The following is a 19838-nucleotide window of genomic DNA, read 5'->3' as shown; positions in this document are numbered from 1 at the left end:
TGCCAACAGTGCCAGCCTGATCAATTACGGCGAGAGCTACCGGTCCGGAGAGCGCATCAGCGCCTCTGTCGTCAAAAGAGCTGTTCTGCTTGACCCCAGCCATGGAGCTCAACGCCCCGCGTCGGAGCGCTCTCTGCTTCTGAAGGAAGCCATTAGGTCCGCTCGGGCTTGATCGGAGGGGCTGATGGACGTCGTGGTTGCTTCGCTCGGCTGCCGCCCCATGGCGAGGCTTTGCGGATTATCAGTCCTCTGCCTCTTCGCCGGTCTCAACAGCGCTGTGTAATGTTCATTGTTGATGATGACGCCTCCGCTGTTCACGAGGTTGCTCCTGTCAAGTGTACTCGTCAGCTCGTCCTGCGCCTCGCGCGACTTGCTCAAGTGCTGGTCAAACGGCGCTGGCGCGACTTGTCGGGCTTGCTGCTCTTGCAAGACGGCGTGTTGCACCCGCGACCCGGCTGCTGCAAAAGCATCGGCGGGGATTGCGGCAAGCTCGTGCGGCAAGCGGCCGTGCCTCAGTCGGTTTTGCAGCGCCTGCCGATCGGGGACGAGGTAGTCGAGGTGCAGCGGCAGCTGCGGGACTGGCCGTTCTTCATTCGCCAATCGAAGAACCAGCTCGCGCGTGCCATCCACCACGAAGACGCCGCAATCAACACCGTTGTTCTGCTGCGCCATGACGGGTGTCACCAGGGTGGTCGCGTCCAGTCTTGTTGCGAGCTCTATTGCAGGCGCGTTGTTGTATCCCCGTCCATAGCTCTGATGGATGGAGTCGTAGTGATAGGCGACCGTTCTTTCCGGGTCGCGGCGATCAACGAGCAGCAGCGACCAATGCTCAGTGCGTCCCTCGTTCTCCGCCGTAGCCATAGGATTGCCACTGTTCACCGGCAGGAACACGAAGTCGGCTGGGGCGTCGTTTTGATGGTAGATCGACAGCAACCTACCTTGCACGTCCCCGTCGTGACGGCGCAGTTGCTGGGAGACCAAGGGATCCACCAGCCGCGTTCGGGCGGCGAGCGCTGGGTGGGCCGCCTGCAGGTACTGCTCCAGCAACTGGTAATCCCTGTGGATATGGACGTCGTCCAGCAGGTCGGTGGCCCCGAGAACCGCCCCCCGGGGGAGGTTAGACGAGCCTGACGGAAGCGTTCCGATCCGTGCATCGGAAGAGGTGGTCAGATCGATTAACGGAACACCGCGATAGGTGTCTGACAGCCTCGTGGTCGCTGGCGAGACGGGTCCTGGAGCCCTTGCCGGTACTGCTGCCGCTGCAGATGCACTCATCGGACCGCGATCGACGAGCCAAAAGTCGTTGCGCCCTTCTGGCCTCTCGGCGGCGTAGCCCTGACCTTTAATCTCGTAGTTCCATTGCGGCTTTTCCGCATCCGGCACGAGGTCATGGCGGTCCAAGAAAGAGAGCATCGCGTCTGGGGCGTGTTGAGTCCCATGGGGAAAGCCTTTGGGGACGGTGAATGAGACGTTTATGGAGTTCTCGATCGTAGCGGGGGGTGCCTCAGACCTTGCGAAGGGCGCGGCCTCCGCATGCAGCCTTCCGATGTATTCGGACCTTGTCCCTTGAACCGATAGCCCTTCCAATGGCAACTGCTGCCTGGGAGGCTGCATCGGCACGCGGCCGGCTGAATTGCCGATTTCGCTCAGCGGCGGCTGAATGGCGGCGGCTTGCGGCGTATTCAGGGCCCTCTGCCTCTCCGCTGGCCGCAACAGCGCCGTCGAATGTTCATTGTTGATGATGAACCGCTCGGGTGGCAGGAGGTTGCCCCGGTCAAGCGCATCCGGCCAGGGCCGGTGTTGGCTGGCAGCTAACGCTGGCGGGGCGGCGGCCTCAACTCCGGCGTGCCCAGAGCCGGCCGCCGCGAAAGCGTCCGTCACGCTTCTGTCTGACGCAGACTCCATATCGCGAACCCGTCCCAACGCCCAGCGGAGATTGCGGCTGCCTGGAAGCAACGTCTCGGCGAATTTCATCCGTGAATCATGATCCAGCCTAGAGATCGTCAGGCCCCGACTCTCCAGCGCTTCAGAAAATCTGCGAAGACTACGACCATAGACAACACGGGAGGTTGAGGCCAAGCTGCTGTCACTGGCCACTTGTTCCAAGACCTGCGCGTCTGCCTTTGAGGGCACCGGCACTCGCCGCCGGCCAGGCGCCGAATAGCCCGGCTCATGATACGCACGCAGGACGTTCAATGCCGTCTTTATATCACCGTTTTTCGGAAAGAAAGCATCGACGTGATCGACTAGGGATTGGTGATTTTTTAGATCAGTCGCTTGGCCGCGAGCGCCGAGATCATTCGCCAATTGGCGAAGTGCAGACGTGTATATTCGGACCGTGCTCTCGCTATATTTTTGCTGAACCGCAGCGTGAGTGATCGCCCGATCAATAAGGTCCCGGTGTTCGTCGGACAGATGGGGATAGCGGGCAGCACGGGCGCCACTCGCGACAGGTTCGGCTCGGCGCGGCTCGGCCACGTGCTGCTCAAAGCCCGCTTGCCGGGCCTGGCCCGCAACCGGCAAGAGGTCATGGCGGTCCAAGGAAGAGAGCATCGCGTCTGGGACGGGTTGAGTCCCATGGGAGAAGTCTTTGGGGACGGCGAATGAGACGTTTATGGAGTTCTCGATGGCAGCGGGGGGTGCCTCAGACCTTGCGAAGGGCGCGGCCTCCGCATGCAGCCTTCCGATGTGTTCGGACCCTGTCCCTTGAACAGGTACCCCTTCCAATGGCAATTCACCCAACTGCTGCATGGGGGGCTGCATCGGCACGCGGCCGCCTGAATTACCGATTTCGCTCAGCGGCTGCTGAATGGCGGTGGCTTGCGGCGTATTCAGGGCCCTCTGCCTCTCCGCTGGCCGCAACAGCGCTGCGTAATGTTCAGTGTTGATGATGACGCCCCCGGTGTTGCTCCTGTCAAGTGTACGCGTCAGCTCGTCATGGGCCTCGCGCGACTTGCTCAAGTGCTGGTCAAACGGCGCTGGCGCGACTTGTCGGGCTTGCTGCTCTTGCAAGACGGCGTGTTGCACCTGCGACCCGGCTGCTCCAAAAGCTTCCGCGGGGATTGCGGCAAGCTCGTGCGGCAAGCGGCCCTGCCTCAGTCGGTTTTGCAGCGCCTGCCGATCGGCGACGAGGTTGTCGAGGTGCAGCGGCCGCTGCCGTTCCGGCCACTCTTGGTTCGCCAATCTCTGAACCAGCGCGCGCGTGCCGTCCACCACGAAGACGCCGCAATCAACACCGTTGTTCTGCTGCGCCATGACGGGTGTCACCACGGTGGTCGCGTCCAGTCTTGCTGCGAGCTCTCGTGCAGGCGCGTCATTGTATCCCCGTCGATAGCTCTGATGGATGGAGTCGTAGTGATAGGCGACCGCTCTTTCCGGGTCGCGGCGATCTACGAGCAGCAGCGACCAATGCTCGTTGCGTCCCTCATTCTCCGCCGTAGCCATAGGATTGCCACTGTTCACCGGCAGGAACACGAAGTCGGCTGCGACGTCGTTTTGATGATAGATGGACAGCACCGTATGTTGCGCGTCTCGGTCGTGACGGCGCAGTTGCTGGGAGACCAAGGGATCCACCAGCCGCGTTCGGGCGGCGAGCGCTGGATCGGCCTGCTGCAACTGCTGCTGGAGGAATTCGTAATCCCTCTGGATATGGGCGTCGCTCAGCAGTTCGGTGGCCCCGAGCACCGCCCCCGCGGGAAGGTTGGACGAACCTGACGGAAGCGCTGCGATCTGTGCATCGGAGGAGGTGGTCAGATCGACCAACGGAACACCGCGATAGGTGTCTGACAGCCTGGCGGTCGCAGGCAAGCCGTGTGCTGGAGCCCTTGCCGGTACTGCCGCCGCTGCAGCTTCCCTCATCGCACCGCGATGGACAAGCCAAACGTCGTTGCCTCCTTCTGGCCTCCGGGCGGTGTAGCCGTGACCTTTAATCTCGTAGTTCCATTCCGGCTTGTCCGCGTCCGGCAAGAGGCCCTGGTGATCCAGGAAAGGGAGCATCGCTTCTGGGACGCGTTGAGTCCCATGGGAGAAACCTTTGGGGACGGCGAATGAGATGTTTATGAAGTCCTCGAGCGCAGCGGGGGTCGCCTCAGACCTTGCGGAGGGCGCGGCCTCCGCATGCAGCCTTCGGATATGTTCGGCCCCTGTGCCTTGAACGGGTACCCCTGCCAATGGCAATTCACCCAACTGCTGCATGGGGGGCTGCATCGGCACGCGGCCGCCTGAATTGCCGATTTCGCTCGGCGGCTGCTGAATGGCGGCGGCTTGCGGGGCCCACTGCCTCTCCGCTGGCCGCAACGGCGCCGTCGAATGTTCATTGTTGACGATGAACCGCTCGGGTGGCGGGAGGTTGCCCTGGTCAAGCGCATCCGGCGAGGGCCGGATCTGCTGTTGGCTAGCAGCTAACGCTGGCGGGGCGGCCTCAACTCCGGCGTGCCCAGAGCCGGCCGCTGCCAAAGCGTCCGCCACGATCCTGTCTGACGCGGGCTTCGCATCGCGAACCCGTCCCAACGCCAAGCGGAGATAACGATTGCCTGGAAACAACCCCTCGGCGAGTTTGATCCGCGAATCATGATCCAGCCCAGAGATCGTCTGGCCCTGACTCTCAAGCGCCTTAGAAAAATTGCGAAGATTACGACCATAGATAAGACGGGTGGTTAAGGCCAAGCTGCTGTCACTGGTCACTTGTTCCAAGACATGCGCGTCTGCCTTTGAGGGCGCCGTCACTGGCCACCGGCCAGTCGCTGAATAGCCCGGCTCATGATACGCACGCAGGACGTTCAACGCCGGCTTTATGTCCTTGTTTTGCGGAAAGAAAGTATCGACGTGATCGACCAGGGATTGGTGATTTTTTAGATCAGTCTCTTGGCCACGAGCGCCGAGATCATTCGCCAATCGGCGAAGCGCAGACGAGTATATTCCGAGCGTCGGCGCGCTATGGTGTTGCTGAGCCGCAGCGTGGGCGATCGCCTTATCAATCACGTCCCGGTGTTCGTCCGACAGATGGGGATAGCGGGTAGCAGAAGTCGCTGAATAGCCCGGCTCATGATAGGCACGGAGGGCGTTCAACGCCCTCTTTATTTCCTCCTTATTCGGAAGAAAAGCATCGACGTGATCGACCAGGGATTGGTGATTTTTTAGGTCAGTCGCTTGGCCACGAGCGCCGAGATCATTTGCCAATCGGCGAAGTGCATACCTGTATTTTAGGACCGTGCTCTCGCTATATTTTTGCTGAGCCGCAACGTGGGCGATCGCCTTATCAATAAGGTCCCGGTGTTCGTCGGAAAGATGGGGATAGCCGGTAGCACGGGCGCCACTCGCGACAGGAGCCGGATCGGCTCGGCGCGGCTCGGCCACGTGCTGCTCAAAGCTCACTTGCCGCGCCTGGCCCGCATCCGGCAAGAGGCCATGGTGGTCCAAGGAAGAGAGCATCGCGTCTGGGACGTGTTGAGTCCCATGGGAGAAGTCTTTGGGGACGGCGAATGGAACGGGTGGCAGGTGGTTGCCCTGGTCAAGCGCATCCGGCCAGGGCCGGTGTTGGCTGGCAGCTAACGCTGGCGGGGCGGCGGCCTCAACTCCGGCGTGCCCAGAGCCGGCCGCTGCGAAAGCGTCCGTCACGCTTCTGTCTGACGCGGACTCCATATCGCGAACCCGTTGCAGCGCCAAGCGGAGATAGGGGTGGCCTGGAAACAACGTCTCGGCGAATTTGATCCGCGAATCGTGATCCAGCCCAGAGATCGTCTGGCCCCGACTCTCAAGCTCCTCAGAAAATCTGCGAAGACTACGACCATAGACAGCACGGGTGGTTGAGGCCAACCTGCTGTCATTGGTCACTTGTTCCAAGACATACGCGTCTGCCTTTGAGGGCACCGTCACTGGCCACCGGCCAGTCGCTGAATAGCCCGGCTCATGATACGCACGCAGGACGTTCAACGCCGGCTTTATATCCTTAATATCATTGTTTTTCGGAAAGAAAGCATCGACGTGATCGACCAGGGATTGGTGATTTTTTAGATCAGTCGCTTGGCCGCGAGCGCCGAGATCATTCGCCAATCGGCGAAGCGCAGACGAGTATATTCGAAGCGTCTCCGCGCTATGGTGTTGCTGAGCCGCAGCGTGGCCGATCGCCTTATCAATAACGTCTCGGTGTTCGTCGGACAGATGGGGATAGCGGGTAGCAGGGGCGCCAGCAGTCGCTGAATAGCCCGGCTCATGATACGCACGCAGGACGTTCAACGCCCTCTTCATATCATCGTTTTTCGGAAAGAAAGCATCGACGTGATCGACCAGGGATTGGTGATTTTTTAGATCAGTCGCTTGGCCACGAGCGCCGAGATCATTCGCCAATCGGCGAAGTGCATACGTGTATTTTCGGACCGTGCTCTCGCTATATTTTTGCTGAGCCGCAACGTGAGTGATCGCCTTATCAATAACGTCCCGGTGTTCGCCGGAGAGATGGGGATAGCCGGTAGCGCGGGCGCCACTCGCGACAGGATCGGCTCGGCGCGGCTCGGCCACGTGCGGCTCAAAGCCCGCTTGCCGGGCCTGGCCCGCATTCGGCAAGGGGTCAAGGCGGCCCACGAAAGGGAGCATCGCGTCTGGGACGCGGTGAGTCCCATGGGAGAAGCCTTTGGGGACGGCGAATGAGACGTTTATGGAGTTCTCGATCGCAGCGAGGTGCTTCTCAGACCATGCGGACGGCGCGGCCTCCGCATGCAGCCTTCGGGTGTGTTCGGACCCTCTCCCTTGAACGGGTACCCCTTCCAATGGCAATTCACCCAATTGCTGCATGGGGGGCTGCATCGGCACGCGGCCGCCTGAATTGCCGATTTCGCTCAGCGGCTGCTGAATGGCGGCGGCTTGCGGCGTATTCAGGGCCCTCTGCCTCTCCGCTGGCCTCAATAGCACTGTGGAATGTTCATTGTTGATGATGACCCACCCGGGTGGCAGATGGTTGCCCTGCTCAAGCGCATCCGGCCAAGGCCGGATCTGCTGTTGGCTGGCAGCTAACGCTGGCGGGGCGGCGGCCTCAACTCCGGCGTGCCCAGAGCCGGCCGCTGCGAAAGCGTCCGCCACGATGCTGTTGAGGTCACCCGGTCCAGCGGGCATCCCTGGCTCGCTGAAAAGAGACGAGGCGGCTTGATCCTGCCCTCGCTCAAGCCCTGCGCTCAATTGTTCAAGTCGCAGAACCTCTTCTGGATTGGTTGGCGACTCGTCAGCTTGATTGAACAGCCTCCGGGCCTCGGCAAGGTGCTGCTCATCGCCCACTTGCCGGGCCTGGCCCGCTTGCCCCTCTTCCAAGCCGGCGTCCTGCACCTGCGACAAAGCTGTTACACGGGATGGATTACTATTTCGCGGGTCCACACTAGCCTCACATCAAACTGTATCGTCAAAGTCCTGCGCTAATCCACGCAGCGGCTCATCGAGTTGAGATTCTGCCGAGAGCCCCTCGTCTGCTATCGTCAAGGGTGCCGGCTCCGGGAGGGCGCCTGTCTGGCTTTCAAAGATGCGTTTCAGAATGCGATCCGAATAATATCGCACCTTCCTCAATTGCAATGGTGGCAGACCTTTGATGAGAACGATCTCGTACTCGTCATTAAGTAGCCGCACCTGTTCGGGACGCAACAGCGGTGCACCCTGATGTGAATTCTGGATGTTCCAATCGAACGTGCGCGCCTGGCTGTAGGAAATCGATTGGGCTTGAAACGTGTATTCACCGATAGCTTTGGAAATGTAGTTCGGAGTCTCGTCATCGGCAGTGGCCATGAACACTTGCAGGCCGGTATTGCTGAGAAAATTCTGCTTGCCAGCCTCGCCATAGGCCCCCGTCAGTGCGGAGAGGCTCTGGATGATGAGCATGAAGCGACCCTTGTAGCCCGCGATGGTCGTAATTGCGGTCTCGATCGCCTCCAGCTTACCCAAGTGCTTGAACTCATCGAGCAGAAAGAGAACCTCGTTCTTTTCATCCCGGCGGGGCAGCGACCGCTGCAGAATTGAAACGATTTGCTGAAAAAACAAGCGTATCAAAGGCGCGATCACCTCAAGATCGTTCGGACCAACACAAAGATAGATGCACGTTCTGCGACGGCGAAGATCATAGACCGAAAAGTCCGAGCGACTTGTAGCTGCCTTTACAGCGGGATCCGCCCACAAATTGAGCCCGCCATCGCCGAGCACGGAAGTGTAGGAGGTCAGGATTTTCGTGTCGTTCCCCGCCATGTCGTCGAATATGCGTTGTGCCTCTTTGTTCTGGGTCTCCATGGCGAGTCGCGCGAAGAGCTTAAACTTCTCCCCCGGCTGGGCGAAGAGATCATAGACGGCGCCGATTGTTGGCGTGCCCCGCTCGATGCAGGCAAGGATCCCCGCGACAAAGATATCTCGCGCGCCGCTGACGAAACCTTCCGCGCCCTCCCCCTTCGCCGTAATCAGGTTTGCGGCCAAGCGGCGGGCTTCGGTGAATTGCAGCTGTGGAGGCAGCGCTATAAGATCCAACAGCGGATTGTAGCAGTTTGTGCGCCGCTCCGAATCCAGCGGCGCGAATTTGAACACGTCGTCGCCTGCGGCTTTGCGCGCCCTCGAGGTGAGCTCAAAGAGCTCCCCTTTGACATCCAGAGCTATCACTGAGCCTTTGAATGTAAGTAGCGTTGGAATGACTATGCCGACGCCCTTGCCAGCGCGCGTCGGTGCAACGATGAGGCTGTGAGGCTGCTCGCCATTGGTCAGGTAGTAGCCAGGCCAGAAAGGGCCACTCGTCTTCCCAAATACCGGGCCTGTCACGCCACGGTATCGTCGCAGATATCCGGTGCGTCGCATTTCATCCACTCGAGCCCAACGAGCCGTCCCGTGGTGTTCGAGCTTGTGGCGTAATACGATCCGCTGAATCAGCAAGACGACCGCGGACGTCGAGAGCAAGATAGCTGCGCCCCGATAGAAGACGGGGGTTGCGAAACCCAGATAGAAGGGGGTCTCAAACCAAAAGGCACGGACGTCAAACGTCATCAAAGCCTCGCCGCTACCCCCGTGGCGGAACGTTGCGTACAGACTTGCCGCGCAGAAGCCCAAGGCGAGCGAGCACGCGATGCTAATGGCTATGTTTGGGGGCGTCGTTTTTGTTGAGGGCATTGTTCCATTGCCGGATTAGCCGTAGCTAGTGCTGCGCTTGCTTCAGACACCGAACCGACGTCGCGCGATGTCGCCGCTCGACAGATCGATGCCGCAGCGGGTGGTGCGATGCTTGCATCGACCACCCGAAGACGTGGTTTTTGAAAGTTACACTAAGCAGGTACGTCAACGGACAGCGAATTGGAAACGGCAAGGCCGTGAACGGAATTCGGGAGAGAAGGCGTCACTGTACCATGGCCGAGACCTCAACGGCCCGAGCGATCTCTGCTTCTGGAGGCAGCCATCAGGTCGTCTCGAGCGTGACTGAAGTCGTGGTTAATGGCCTGACCGACTAGACCACCCCGCTGCAGCTGTTCATAGGAGATTTGCGCGCTTGTCGCACGGACTGCAGCCTCAAGACCTGCTATATGGCCGTCCAGATTCGCATTCCGTTCCGCTGCTGCATACCGCGGCGGAGGCATGTTCTGCAACAGACCATGCAGGTGGGGAAGTGAGCTAGCTTGCGCCTGTTGATTTGCGTCTAATTCATGATACACGGCGATAATGGCATTTTGTGCGTTCTCCTTGACCATGTGGTGATTATGAGGATCAGCCGCCAATTCAATGGCCTGCTCAAAAATGCGGGATTTATTTGCATCATTAAACTTACCGAAGTTTTGTGAAGCGTAAAGAGCTCCGAGAGCTTGCTCCGGTGGCTCCATGTTGCCAATGCGATTAACAACAGCATCTTGCATCTGTGGCGTTATGTAATTGGCTATACTACTGACCGCTCTGACTTGCTCCAATGCGACGTTATCCGGCTGGTACCCCAATCCGTCTGTCAATTTCCGGGCCAGCTCCATGGCTGATTGTCCGAGCTGATTGGCCCGCCTTTCAAATTTCGCGAGGTCAGTTTCTGGCCCGGGTTGAGTGCCCCGAACGGCTGTCCGCGCTTGCGTCCCGAGGTCTTTGAAGCCCCCAAGATTTCGCGCTGTATCGCGCGGGTTAGCGGTTACCAGCCGTTCTGCAACATCGCTCAATGGCCCCTCTGGAAGGTCCAGGAGGCCACTGCGTCTTCCCCCGCCTTGGGATGAACTTGCAGCTGCGCGTGCCCGTTTGTTATCGCGATCCATTGCTCGGTCTCCAAAGTCGCTATTCTACCCAATGAGGTTACCACCAAAGCTTGACCTGCTGAACCGATATGATGTTACAGTTGTAGTCTGGCAGAGGGTTCCCAGCTCTGTGGGTCTGCCAAGAGCCCGCCTGAGCCAAGGAAAATATGATGAGGCTGGCATCAAATGCGATGAGTGGGGTCTGCCCGAGGGCATGAATGGCACGCCGTCGCCGACTCTTTCACCTCCCCCTTCCGGTTCCTTGCAAGAGCCCGGCATGAGATCCCCCGCAGCAGGTTCTCCTTTGGGCGCAGGCTTGCATGCTCGACGGTTTCGATGAGGACCATCGCCCACTCCGGCTGATCAGCCGCGGCCGAGCTGTCGTGCTCCCTCGGCAAGGAAATCAGTCGCGACCTGACCGGCAATTTGCGCCGCGCCGCGCCAATAGCATCGCTGTACCATGCCACCGCCAAGGCATTCCTGCCGCAGGCCACCCGTGGCAATCCCCCGGCCCAACCGGCGCCAGGCGAGGAGCAAAGGTCCGACGGCAAAAACGCGCGCGGGCGGGCAGCACGGCATCGCGCAATGCCGCTCCGTTCTCGACGCGGCCGCCTGTCGTCTATGTGCCGCGGTCGTCAGCACCAGCCCGCGGCGAGCCAACCGTCGGCTGGGCGATCGCGACGTCTTCAATGCCTTTGTTCCGGGGTTTTCTCAACGGGAGTCGCCTGGCGCAGCCACCTCGGAAAGGACGGCATACTTCAGCGCCACCTTGACCGGGTGCAATTGCCGCGCGGCTTTGCGCCCCAACCGCATTGATGCAGGCCCGCCATCGACTAACTTGCTTTGGCTGCAATCCCCTCGACTCACAGAAACCTTTCCCCAAAGACGGTCGGTTTCTCGCGCTCCTGTCCGGGGCCAACTGTGGATGGTCCTACGATCGGGTCAAAAGAGTTCGATGGATGAGGGTGCAAGTGGCGCCGACGCGCTCTGCTTGTCAGACGCCATTGGTATTACCGCGGGAATGCAGCCATCCTGACACCATGCCTGTTTTTGGGCAATTCAACGTGTTGCGTCTTTTGCCGATGCCCCCGCCTCTCGTCGCCGAGTCAGCTCTGGCTTGCGTGGTCGCGACCGAAGACCTCAAGCCTATGGCCAGCCAGAACGACAGTGTCGACTTTGCAACAATGTCAGAGGTCCGACTGACACGGGCGGCCCACAACCGTGCAGTTGAAAGCTTTTCTCTTTTGGCACGCTTGGTGCAGCAGATGATCCTAAACTTGCGCGGAACCGCGATAGACCGAGAGGGGAATCCCAGGAATGAACATGACAGGCATCATTGCGTCGGTCGCTGTCGACTTTGTCTGTCTGCCAGCGGTTGGAACAGATGGATCCTACAAAGCGGCATTTCACGTCCTGGGCGAACCCGATGCGGAGAGCAACATGGCGGTCAGCGTTTTTCACGTGTGAAAGCCTGTGACGCGGTTCGAACTTAGTTCGACCGCAACCTATGGGAACAGGGAGCCGATCTGCAGCCAGAGCCAAGGCACAGTGACCGAGATCTACCACGATCACTGCAACATCGACGAGATCGTTGGATCATCAGGCACAGTTGAGGACACCAACTATGATGGGAGCATCGACAGCGGCGACGGGTAGGCAAGCCTGCTTAGCGACCAGCATCAGGTTGCTACTTCGAAGGAGCCTCTCACATCGAAGGCATCGTAGAGCCGGCCAGAGTTGCCTCTCGCCTGAAGCCGAGGCGCGCGTCAAACCATTGTCGCCGTGCAGGTCTTTGCCGCCCTGTGCAATTTGGGAGACCACGCATCAATGAAGCGGATCAGCTTGCTTCTAATGAGCGCATTTCGGGGTTCGGACCTGTGTCCCTCATGAAGAGAGTGGTTCGATCCGGCACAGACCCTTGGGCGGGGGGGCTTGGTTGAGCCGGTGCCGGACCGAACCGTCTCAGGCAACGCCGGCTATGTCGAGGGATATTGCGGCAACTTCGTGGCCAAAACGTGGGGGTAATGTGTCGTGGATTCACCGATTCCAACACGCGCGTTGCAAACGTGACTGGAAGTTTAAGAAACCGCGCAGCGCCGCTGAGTTTGTCGGGAGTTCTGCACGTGGGCGGCTAGCTTGGCTGTAAAATAGCCGCCCGATCAGGCGTCGGATTCAGGAAGGGAAAAACTCGCAATGTTGTTTCCGCGGGGCGCCGGGCGACATACAAGCCAGCCGGTGTCGCCCGGCCACATAGAATTCGACCATCTCCTTCGAAGGGCTCACAACAGAAAAACGTGTGTATCAGGACATTCGGATCCGAAGCAGAAGTCATGCGCTTCAATCTTGCGGACTGACGCAATGGCCCGGCGATTTTTCATGACCGGGCAAGGCCGTTCCGTTTGTCGGCGATGCCGGAATGGCGAAACGGCCCCGAGTCGGGAGTACATAGGTGAGGCGAGCCGGCCGGGTGTAGGGTCGGGCTCTCGGCCGTTCGGGGAGACGGCATGAGCGGCAGGGTTTCGCGGCGCCAGTTCATCGCAGCGGCGGCTGGTGCGGGGATCGCGGTCAAGATCGGTTTTCTGGGCCGGCCCGCTGCGCCCATTGCCAATTCTCCCGGCCGTTCGCCAAACTGGATCGGACCGGACGGTCGGCCGCGTTTTCGGATGGACGCCGTGGCCAAGGTCACCGGGGAAAAGACCTTCACCCGCGATTTTCGCGCCCGTGACATAGCGGGCTGGCCGCAAGAACAGAGCCACGCGTTCCTGATCCGCGGCACCCGGGCCGACGCTCCGTTCGACGGGCTGAACCTCTCACTGCTGGGCGGAGGTCTCAAGCCCGACCGATTGATAGTCGGCGAAGACCTTGTGCGCGATGGTCTTGCGCCGCCGGAAACGACGGCTCCCGGCTTCTATGGCGACATGTTCCTGGTGCCAAAGGGGCGCATTCCGCGCCTGCTCGGTCAGCCAGTCGCGCTCTTGATCTACAAGGATTTCGCGCGGTTCGACGCGGCCAAGCGGTTGGTCCGTTTCGCCAAGGGCATCGTGCGCTGGGGCGCGGTCGGCGGCTACGAAACGCCACCTCATTACGGCGCCAGCCGGTTCGTGCGCATCGGCGGTACGATATCGGATGAAACCGCTCCGCTCGAAGGCACCACCATCTACGGCAGTTTCGACGGCGATCGGGTCGTCTGGCCGAAGCCGGATCGGAGCGGCGATGCGGCGGCCCGCGCCCTGTGGGCGGCGGGCGAGATCGAGCGTGAGATCACGGCTGCCGGGGACGGCGCGTTGGTCCTGAAGCGAAGCTATTTCTCGCAGTCGACCGACGCCTGCGCGATGGAAGCCGACAATGGCAATGCCTGGTTCGAGCCGGGCAGTTCGACCCTGCACGCACTCATCGCGACCCAATCGCCTTACGAGGTGGCGACCTCGACGCTGGAAATGCTGTCGAAATCGCGGTTCGCGGTGAAGGCGCTCGAGCTTTCGATCGGTTACACGGTCGGATACGGCACCAAGGATCATTCGATCTTTCCCTACTACGCCGTCCTGGCTGGCCTCTATGGCGACGGGCGCCCGGTGCGTCTTGCCAACGACCGCTTCGAGCAGTTCCAGATGGGGTTGAAGCGCCATGCCTTCTGGATGGAGAATACGCTTGTCGTGGATCGCTCCACGCACGCCTTCCGCATCATGAGAGGCAACTATCGCACGGATGCCGGAGGACGGCGCAATTTCTCGCCCGAGGTTGGCAAGGTCGGGGCCAGCGCGGCGCAGAGCATCTATTATCTGCCGAAGAGCGATTTCTCGGTCGAGGTCCGCGCTTCGCGCGCTGTCGATGCTGGCTCGACGCGCGGGTACGGAACGCTGCAGACCATGGCCGCGACCGAGATGATGATCGATGAGGCGGCCGAACTGCTCGGCATCGATCCGATCGAGCTTCGCCTCAAGAACGCGTTCAAGACCGGCATGAAGAACTCGCAGGGCGCCATTGCCGGCGAGGCGCTAAGAACCGAGGAGATCCTGGAGCGAGCCCGTGCCCATCCGTTGTGGAGGGATCGCGATGCGAACAAAGCGGCGTTCGATGACGCCAATCCGGGTAAGCGCTATGGCATCGGTTTCGCGCAGGTGCAGAAGGATTACGGCACCGGAGCCGAGGCAGCGGTGACCACGCTGTCATTCGATCCGTCCGGCCGGCTCACAATGCGCCAGAACGGGAATGATATCGGCACGGGCCTGACCACCTCTCAGGCGGTGATGGTCGCCGACATCATCGGCCGGGTGCCGCACGACTATGCCTTCGGAATCGTCGACTGGCCCGAGATGCCTCTCGTCTCCACCGAGGAGCCCTATACGACGCCGCAGGACAGGGAGGACGCGCTGGCACGCAATCCGCGCTGGACGCCCTCGTTTATTTCACCGATGAGCGCCTCAAACAGCGCCTATTTCGTCGGCCACGCCACGCGGACGGCGGCGCGGGCGCTGCTGCGCCTGTCGCTCTGGCCGGCTGCGGTCGCGCTCTGGTCGAGTGGACCGGGCGGCGGGCGGGCGGGGCCGCTCGCTGTCGACATGGCGGACGTGCGGATCGCAGATGGCAAATTGACGGCTGGAGGGATGGAGCCGCTCGCACTGGAACAACTCGCGGCGGCGGCGCACAGGCTCGGCCTGGTCACGGGAGTCAGCGTCCATGTGTTCAACCGCTGGCAATGGGCCGAGGCGGTGTTCGATGTGCCGAACGTCGGCGCCGTCCGCTTGCCGGTCGACGCGCTTTCGGTCTGCTATGGCCAAAGCGCGCCGGCTGGTTTGAAGGCGCTGATGACCTGCGGCGGCTTCCATTTTCTCGACCGGCGCCAGGTCTTCTATCCGCCGGTAAAGCGCCAGAACGCCGCCGGCACCTGTTACACGGGCGTAGCGACGATCGCCGAAATCGCAGTGGACACCGCCTCAGGCGACGTGAAGCTCCTTGCACATCATTCCATCCTCGAATGCGGCACTCAAATCGTGCCGGAACTCGTCTCGGGTCAGCTCCAAGGCGGCCTGGCTATGGGCGTCGGCCACGCCCTGCTCGAGGAATTGCCGCTCTATGAGGACGGTCCCGGCGACGGGACGTGGAACTGGAACCGGTATCGCCTGCCGCATGCCAGGGATGTCGCGGTCTGGACACAGACATCGGAGGTGTTGGCGCCGCTTTCCGAAATCGACCCACCAAAGGGAATGGCTGAGGTCGTGATGATCGCGATCGTTCCGGCGATCGTCAATGCCGTCAACCACGCCATCGGCAAGCGTTTTTATCAAACGCCGATCACGCCGGAAAGGATTTTGGAGGCCCTCCCGTGACCGTCGCCACGCGACCACTTTCGATGACCGTCAACGATCGCAAGGTCGGCCCGGTCGACGTACCCGACGATCTGATGATGATCGACTTCCTGCACGAATATCTCAACCTCACGGGCTCGCGGCTTGGCTGCGGCCAAGGCATCTGCCACGCCTGCGCGATCATTCTCGATGGGCCGGAAGGAAATTCTAGCGAGATGCGGAGCTGCATCACCGGAGCGCATTTCTTCGATGGCAAGTCCGTCCGCACCATCGAAGCGCATGCCGAACGCGACGCGAATGGCGATGTCGTCCGGCTCTCGGCGATTCAGCAGGCCTTCGTCGAACGTTTTTCGTTCCAGTGCGGCTATTGCACGCCGGGCTTTGTCACCGGTGCAACCGTGCTGGTTGAGCATCTCAAAGAGAAGCCGGTCCGTAGGGCGGATGTCGAACGCACGATCGAGCAGGCGCTTGCGCCGCACATTTGTCGTTGCGCCGGTTATGTCCGTTCTTATGAGGCGGTCCGTCACGTGATCCTGAGCACGCCCGGCCTAGTACAGGGCTGAATCCGGCGATGAGGCGTTCCTGGACATTTGGCCTGCGGCAAACATCAGGTCGACGTACAGCCAATACGGGCGGTCTGTTTCCGTTCACCGCTCATTTTCTGCTTTCGAGATCGCCGCATGGACCCAAGCGGGCACTTTCGCCTTGAGGGCGACTACGCGAGTCCATTCCTCGGGGGTCAGTCTGTTCTTGAGCAATTTCGCGTAGTGGACACCGTTAGATCGGCCAAGGTGCGCGATTGCCCGGATAGCTTCGCCCGACCTATTCTTTGGCAGGCTCGTGATCCAAGCGGGCGCGTGCTTGAGGCGTATTGTGCAGCGGCCAAGTTTCAGGTTCTTCGACTTTCCGGTCGTGAGAAAGACTGTTTGAACCGGAACTTGTGTCGTCAGGCCGAGCTGGTTCGCCGCCGTAGCACCGGAATTGACGATCCTCTCACCTGAACGAAGCGTACGACTTCACGACGGCTTCCGCTTCCGGCAGCACATATCCATACGGCGTCTTCCTGGAGGGCGTGTACATTCCCCTGTAGACGCGCGCCAGTTGGCCCTTTTTCGCAAGTCTGCTGAGAGCTTGATCGGCTGCCGCACGGTTTCCAGAGCCAACGAATTCCTTCGAAGTGAGCAAAGCACCTTCCTTGGCTCTTTTCGTACGCATTTGAACCGCCCGCGTGACCCCTTCCATGGCATTAGCTCCTGTCAGAGAGAAGATTCGAGTTCTGACCGAATTGCTGTTATCGTATTGATTGGAAAGAACAGTTCAAGATCGGCTATGGCCAAATCTGGACGCTATATCCCATCCAAATTATAACGCGGCCTGCCTGTGCATAACCGGAAGTCTGCATTGAGCTTTTTTGGAACGGGATCAAGGCTGCCGCAGGTCTTGGGGCCGTCCTGCGTGGACGAATGAGGCATCCCGGGTCGGGCGACTGCCGAAGACGGCTGGATCATTGCCGCCTTCGCCCGGAACTTCAGGCCCGACGAGGTTGCCGATGATCGGCAGCTCCATGTCGGGGCCGCGGCTCAAGGTTTTTGGGAATCAAATCGCGACCATCTTACGGCCGCACCAAAGTCGAAATCGGCCAATTCAGAATCCGAGCTTCAGCGTCGGATCCACAGTTCCCCGTGTTTTCCTGAAGGTCTCGCCGAAGTCGTCTTCCAGAGCCACATTGGCCAACGCAAATTCGACGAGCTCGGCATCAGATGTCAATCCGGTTCGAGCTTTGGCCTTCTTAATTAGATCAGCACTCACCGCCCCGTAATTCTGCCGTCCTTCTCAGCGCGCAGGCCGGATTCTTCCGCCCTCTGCAGGACGGCGTTAATCCTGGCCAAGCGACGCATCTGCAATTTCTCAGCCAGTTTGGGAAGGGTTCTCGTTCGCTTGCCCACGGATTCTTGGCCGCGACGCATACGTACAGCTGTCTTCGTCATCGGGATTTCCGCAGGTTCCGTTTAACAAAAATCGATTTTAGCAACATAGCAGGCAAGGTGTTTTTTCAAATACCCAAAAATAAAACGGGTGTTGGCAGCCCCGGAGTTGCGTTGCTGAAGCTCTCCGAAGGGAGGGATGCCACGGCTGCAACCGACCCGTTGGCGGGGTCCACTCGGAGCACCAGGTCGTAGGCGCTCCCGGGCCAAGCTCGCAGCGGGAGTTTTCACCTCGTCCGAGCGGCCCGGCAGCGCCAAGTTGGCACGATTCGGGAGTGCTAGCACCGCGCCAATTCGAAGACCGGTGCGGCCTTGACCCTCGCCAGCACCTGACATACTTTCTATAAGCAATTTGCGTAGGGAACGCGTGTGCAGCCCGATGATATCGAACTCATTGTGGACGCTGAAATTTCGGAGGACCCATGCCTCCTCTTTGATGTCGTCACGCCCGATGGCGTGCTTCAGCTATTGGGGGACGTGGAGATGGGCAGCAACCATCTTGTTGTCCGTGACCTCCATATTGGAGGCGATGCCCATGTCCAATGGGGTTGGTCCAAATTGCGCAAGCTCGATCGAGTGATCGCGGAGAAGCTTAATGTCGACTACATCGAAGTTCATGGAGCGGTTCGGACAACGGGTGCGAACCCGGGACGTCGTCCAGGTGTCGTCAGGCTCTCCCGTCCGGCTGAGCCTCAGCTTTCTACACGGCGCGAATACTCCTGAGGCTGCTAGGGTTCTCGTCAGGAGACAGCTGCCGCTGAGGACGGCCCATGCGGTCCTCACGGAGATGGTCGATCAGGGCAAGGCGTTCGTGACTGTTCCTTGCGTCGACGACCTGCGGGCACTGAAGGACGAACTCTCGTCCGCAGGAGTGATCGCGAAGGTTCATGCGCCGCGGCCGATAAGCGTTCGCGAAGTTCGGGATAGCACCAAGCTGTCCCAGGAGGCGTTCGCCGTGAGGTATGGCCTCGATCTGGCAACGCTTCGAAACTGGGAGCAAGGTCGCTCGGAACCGGATGCAGCGGCGAATACTCTGCTTTGGATCATCGCCCGGAATCCGGAGGCAGTCGAAAAATCGCTCGACATGGAGGACGAAGTGGCGGCGCCGTCTCCCTAGTAGTCTAAGTCTTGGGGAGAGGCCGTCGGAACGGCCACTCCATCGCGCGGCTACTCGGCATGCCAATGAACTCTAACCCGACCGCGCTTTGCTCCATCGTGGGCATATCCCAATCAGATCCGCAAACTGCAGCACGACCTGTCGAGACGCACGGAGCACGCCCTGGAGGCGGGCCTGCGCCTTCGCGCGAAGACGGCCAAGCATCTCCAGTCCCTTAGCCAGAACCGGAATATCTCGTCACCGCTACGGCCCGGAACTGGCCGCCACCGCCTCCCAGATAAACCGGCTCACCGCCACCCTTGAAGAGGTGGCGGCAAAGGTCACTGCATTGATCGCGCTGCCCGCGAGATTGCAGCAGGCAGATCGAACTGCCTCCGGGGAGGTTCACGGCCGGGATTCAGCGGCCTCCTCGTCTGCTGCGACAGTTAATCCAATGACATGATGCACCAGGAACACGTCGACGAGGTACGCAGCCTCGTTCCGTGAAATCGGCAACATGTCTGCCGTGATTTCATTATCGATATAGGACTCGGCGTCCCAAAGGGTGCGAGTCAGCTTCTCGTTGGCCGGCTCAATCCGCTCAATGACCCTTTCGAACGCGGCGTTGGCGGCCTCGATAAGCACAGTACGGTCGGCCCCGGCGACTGGCAGGGACGCAATAACGGCATGGGAATCCATGACGAACGTTTCCTTCAGGAGTGGCGGTCTGTTGCCTCAGCATTTTCGGTCGCCATGCCGACGCTGATTTTTGCTGGGGTGGCTCGTCGAAGCGCCAGGCGCCACCTTGTGCTCACATGCGCAGCCGCAGGATACGCGAGAATTCGGCAGATGCAATCAAAGGTGACAAGCACGGCAGCGCCAGGGACAGAACAGTGTCGGCATAGTGGGCGAAAGGCGGTCTCCGAGCTTTAGGTTCCCGCACGAAGCGGCCTGGAACCCAAGCCTGATCCCCGGAGCCGCCGTCGCGCGTTCCGTCAAGCGCAGGCGCGCGCACTCCGCAAGGGCTTGAGCGGAGCGTCCCTTGAGGACGAGCACGGCTGCGCGAGGGACAGAGCGCGTCGGAGGCGGACCGGGTTCAGGCGGCCTGATCCTTGGTGAGTCCAGAGCGTCTTCTTTGGTCGGCCGCTCGGGCGAAACGCCGTTCCTGGGGGTGGCAACCTGGCCCTTACCATTTCGAAAGCAAGGAGCTAAGGGGATTAAGCCTTCCGGTTTCGGCACG

General features: G+C 60.4%; 11 protein-coding genes. 5 read left to right on the top strand and 6 right to left on the bottom strand.

The annotated features are described in order from the left end of the window. Positions 1-108: 108 nt before the first annotated feature. From AC0L3L_RS25330 to AC0L3L_RS25320, 3 genes are all read right to left on the bottom strand, one after another. On the bottom strand, positions 109-5640 hold the full coding sequence (locus AC0L3L_RS25330) for a Ulp1 family isopeptidase (protein WP_473639665.1): 5532 nt from the start codon (positions 5638-5640) through the stop codon (positions 109-111). A 1734-nt stretch (positions 5641-7374) separates the two neighbouring features. Next, positions 7375-9120, bottom strand: coding sequence for a type IV secretion system ATPase VirD4 (gene virD4 / locus AC0L3L_RS25325; RefSeq protein WP_473479334.1), 1746 nt, complete (start codon positions 9118-9120; stop codon positions 7375-7377). A 245-nt stretch (positions 9121-9365) separates the two neighbouring features. Then, entirely contained in the window at positions 9366-10139 is a 774-nt protein-coding gene (locus tag AC0L3L_RS25320; protein WP_473489001.1) for a hypothetical protein, read from the bottom strand. A 1395-nt stretch (positions 10140-11534) separates the two neighbouring features. Here AC0L3L_RS25320 and AC0L3L_RS25315 point away from each other — a divergent pair. The 3 genes from AC0L3L_RS25315 to AC0L3L_RS25305 all read left to right on the top strand — a co-directional run bounded on the left by AC0L3L_RS25315 (position 11535) and on the right by AC0L3L_RS25305 (position 16080). Further along, complete coding sequence (locus AC0L3L_RS25315; protein WP_473479330.1) at positions 11535-11678, top strand: hypothetical protein; 144 nt, start codon at positions 11535-11537, stop codon at positions 11676-11678. 1037 nt (positions 11679-12715) lie between these two features. Next, the gene (locus AC0L3L_RS25310) at positions 12716-15538 is read left to right on the top strand and encodes a xanthine dehydrogenase family protein molybdopterin-binding subunit (protein ID WP_473639617.1); all 2823 of its coding nucleotides are present in this window, start codon (positions 12716-12718) and stop codon (positions 15536-15538) included. Continuing rightward, entirely contained in the window at positions 15535-16080 is a 546-nt protein-coding gene (locus AC0L3L_RS25305; RefSeq protein WP_473639615.1) for a (2Fe-2S)-binding protein, read from the top strand. Before AC0L3L_RS25310 ends, AC0L3L_RS25305 begins: the two co-directional genes overlap by 4 nt. 84 nt (positions 16081-16164) lie before the next feature. Here AC0L3L_RS25305 and AC0L3L_RS25300 read toward each other — a convergent pair whose 3' ends face one another. Together AC0L3L_RS25300 and AC0L3L_RS25295 are read right to left on the bottom strand one after the other, a co-directional pair. Further along, a complete protein-coding gene (locus AC0L3L_RS25300; protein WP_473639663.1) occupies positions 16165-16467 on the bottom strand; it encodes a DUF6088 family protein in 303 nt (100 codons plus the stop codon). Between the two features lie 43 nt (positions 16468-16510). Next, the gene (locus AC0L3L_RS25295; RefSeq protein WP_473518262.1) at positions 16511-16759 is read right to left on the bottom strand and encodes a DUF6088 family protein; all 249 of its coding nucleotides are present in this window, start codon (positions 16757-16759) and stop codon (positions 16511-16513) included. Between the two features lie 1112 nt (positions 16760-17871). Here AC0L3L_RS25295 and AC0L3L_RS25290 point away from each other — a divergent pair. Together AC0L3L_RS25290 and AC0L3L_RS25285 are read left to right on the top strand one after the other, a co-directional pair. Beyond that, complete coding sequence (locus AC0L3L_RS25290) at positions 17872-18225, top strand: hypothetical protein (protein WP_473639614.1); 354 nt, start codon at positions 17872-17874, stop codon at positions 18223-18225. A 64-nt stretch (positions 18226-18289) separates the two neighbouring features. Next, positions 18290-18619, top strand: coding sequence for a helix-turn-helix domain-containing protein (locus AC0L3L_RS25285; RefSeq protein ID WP_473639612.1), 330 nt, complete (start codon positions 18290-18292; stop codon positions 18617-18619). A gap of 384 nt (positions 18620-19003) precedes the next feature. Here AC0L3L_RS25285 and AC0L3L_RS25280 read toward each other — a convergent pair whose 3' ends face one another. Then, the gene (locus AC0L3L_RS25280; protein WP_473639610.1) at positions 19004-19297 is read right to left on the bottom strand and encodes a hypothetical protein; all 294 of its coding nucleotides are present in this window, start codon (positions 19295-19297) and stop codon (positions 19004-19006) included. Positions 19298-19838 lie beyond the last annotated feature (541 nt).

Source organism: Mesorhizobium sp. WSM4849, assembly GCF_055811385.1.
This window is presented reverse-complemented; position numbering and strand designations above follow the sequence as displayed.

Bases quoted from the DNA above. Each gene is read 5' to 3' on its own strand.
- AC0L3L_RS25310 (WP_473639617.1), top strand. From the start codon at position 12,716: ATGAGCGGCAGGGTTTCGCGGCGCCAGTTCATCGCAGCGGCGGCTGGT.
- AC0L3L_RS25280 (WP_473639610.1), bottom strand. From the start codon at position 19,297: ATGGATTCCCATGCCGTTATTGCGTCCCTGCCAGTCGCCGGGGCCGAC.
- AC0L3L_RS25285 (WP_473639612.1), top strand. From the start codon at position 18,290: ATGGTCGATCAGGGCAAGGCGTTCGTGACTGTTCCTTGCGTCGACGAC.
- virD4 (WP_473479334.1), bottom strand. From the start codon at position 9,120: ATGCCCTCAACAAAAACGACGCCCCCAAACATAGCCATTAGCATCGCG.
- AC0L3L_RS25295 (WP_473518262.1), bottom strand. From the start codon at position 16,759: ATGGAAGGGGTCACGCGGGCGGTTCAAATGCGTACGAAAAGAGCCAAG.
- AC0L3L_RS25330 (WP_473639665.1), bottom strand. From the start codon at position 5,640: ATGGAGTCCGCGTCAGACAGAAGCGTGACGGACGCTTTCGCAGCGGCC.
- AC0L3L_RS25315 (WP_473479330.1), top strand. From the start codon at position 11,535: ATGACAGGCATCATTGCGTCGGTCGCTGTCGACTTTGTCTGTCTGCCA.